Source organism: Pseudoalteromonas sp. NZS100, from assembly GCF_015864815.1.
In the GTDB taxonomy this organism is placed as follows: domain Bacteria; phylum Pseudomonadota; class Gammaproteobacteria; order Enterobacterales; family Alteromonadaceae; genus Pseudoalteromonas; species Pseudoalteromonas distincta.
In genome coordinates this window covers 1-2,062 of sequence record NZ_JADYWM010000047.1, presented here as the reverse complement: position 1 = coordinate 2,062, position 2,062 = coordinate 1, and the positions used below count along the sequence as shown (strand labels likewise).

The window sequence follows — 2,062 nt, the reverse complement described above, 5'->3', positions numbered from 1 at the left end:
GTGGTGTCGTTCGTGTCAACCAATGCATTAATACTGATACTTGGGGCCGTGGTGTTGAGTGTTGCGGTTTCACTTAACGTGGTGGTGTTGCCTGCACTGTCACTGACGCTTGCTTCGATAGTGAGTGGACCATCAGTTAACGCGTTTGGTACATCTGCTGACCAACTGCCATCGGCTTGTACTGTTGCGGTAAACGTTTCTGTTGTGGTGCCGTCGCTTACACTGATGTTTATCACTGTGCCCGCTGGCGCATTGCTGCTTCCGCTAATTGTTGGCGTGCTGTCGTTGGTCGCGCCCACGGTATCCAGTGTCAATGTCGGTGCTAAGGTATCAAGAGTGCCTGATTGAACGGCGCCGCCGGTGTTTCCTGCCGCATCGGTGATACTGGCTTGCACGGTGTAGCTTCCATCTGGTAATTCAGGGCTGGTTGCTTGCCAATCACCGTTTGCATCCACGGTGGCGGTGATGGGGTGTTCATCACCGTTGCTGTCAGTAATAACAATGTTTACAACCGTGCCTTCAGGCTCTGTTGAGGTACCACTAATCACTGGGGTGCTGTCGTTACCCAAGCCCAGTGCATCAACGGTGACAACTGGCGTAATAGTATCTACATTACCACTGCTGTTTGCTGTGCTCTCGTTGCCTGCCGCATCAGTAATACTCGCGCTTACAGTAAAGTCACCTTGTGCAAGGGCACCTGGAATCTCAATGTTCCAGTGGCCATCGCTGCCAACTAGGGTCTCAATGGTTTGCACAGCGCCTGCGCTGTCGGTGATGGTGAGTGTAACAGTGCCACCAATTTCATTACTGGTGCCCTGCAGCTCTGGTGTTAAGTCGCTAACATCGCCTACGTTTTGGATGGTTAAAGTGGGCGCTTGCGTGTCGATGGTACTGGTATCACTCACTGTAGTTTCATTGCCGACACTGTCGCGTACACTCACTTCAATGGTGCTTTGACCTTCACTTAATGGTGTGGTTGGAGTGGCACTCCAATTACTATCCGCATCAACAAGGGCGGTGATGGTTTGTGGGTTGCCGTTGCTGTCGGTAACGACTATCGTCACTTGTGCCCCCTCACCTGCATCACTTGTGCCGCTTATGATTGGCGTGTTGCTATTACTTTGTGCATCCACGTCAACCGTCAGCGTAGGCGGTGTATTATCAAAGTCATCTGAGCTAATTGTACGGGTATTACCTGCGGCATCGGTCGCTGTGGCGATCACTGAGCCAACATCAAGTAACGATACATCTAATCCGACTAATGACCAGTTGCCATCCGCATCTGTTGTAGTGGTATATGTTGCACCAATACCACCGCCTACCAGTTGCTCGGTAATAGTAATTTCACTGCCTGCTGGCAAATCAGACGTACCACTTAAGGTAACCAATAAACCAAGCTCAAACGTTGGCGTAAAGGCAAGTGCCGGTGGAGTTACGTCTACTTCGCCACTGTCAGTGCCGGTTCCTGTGTTGCCTGCGGCATCGGTGATGCTGGCGCTGACGCTATAATTCCCTTCGGCTAATGTGCCTGTTGGTGCCGCACTCCAGTTACCATTGGCATCGGTTTGTACATCAATGCTTTGAGTCGCATTTGCTGCATCTGTAAACGTCACCGTGATGGTGCTGTTAGGTGCATCACTGATGCCTGTCATTGTGGGCGTGCTGTCGTTTGTTAATACTGGCGCATCTACACTCACACTTGGTGCTGTGGTATCAATGGTGCCGTTGCCGGTAATATCGGTGCTGTTACCTGCCACATCGCTAATACTTGCTTCGATGCTATATGGTCCTTCTGCCAAGGCAGTCGGTACTTCTATAGAGAAGTTGCCATCGGCATCCACCGTGGTGGTGAACGTTTGTGTATTGCCTTGATCGTCCACCACGGTGAAGTTAATAACCGTGCCTTCAACGGCATCACTTGTGCCACTGAGTGTCGGAGTAATATCGTTGCTTGAGCCTGGGCTGGTAAGTACAAGTGTTGGTGTAGTGGTATCTATTTCACCTGCGCCTGTGGCGATGGTGTCGTTGCCTGCCACATCTTCAACACTCGCGCTAATGGTGT

At 51.2% G+C, this 2,062-nt stretch carries 1 protein-coding gene; it reads right to left on the bottom strand.

Annotation, left to right across the window (positions count from 1 at the left end; translation table 11 throughout):
• The coding region (locus tag I6E69_RS20405) for an Ig-like domain-containing protein (RefSeq protein ID WP_197122211.1) at positions 1–2,062 on the bottom strand (2,062 nt) is incomplete at both ends.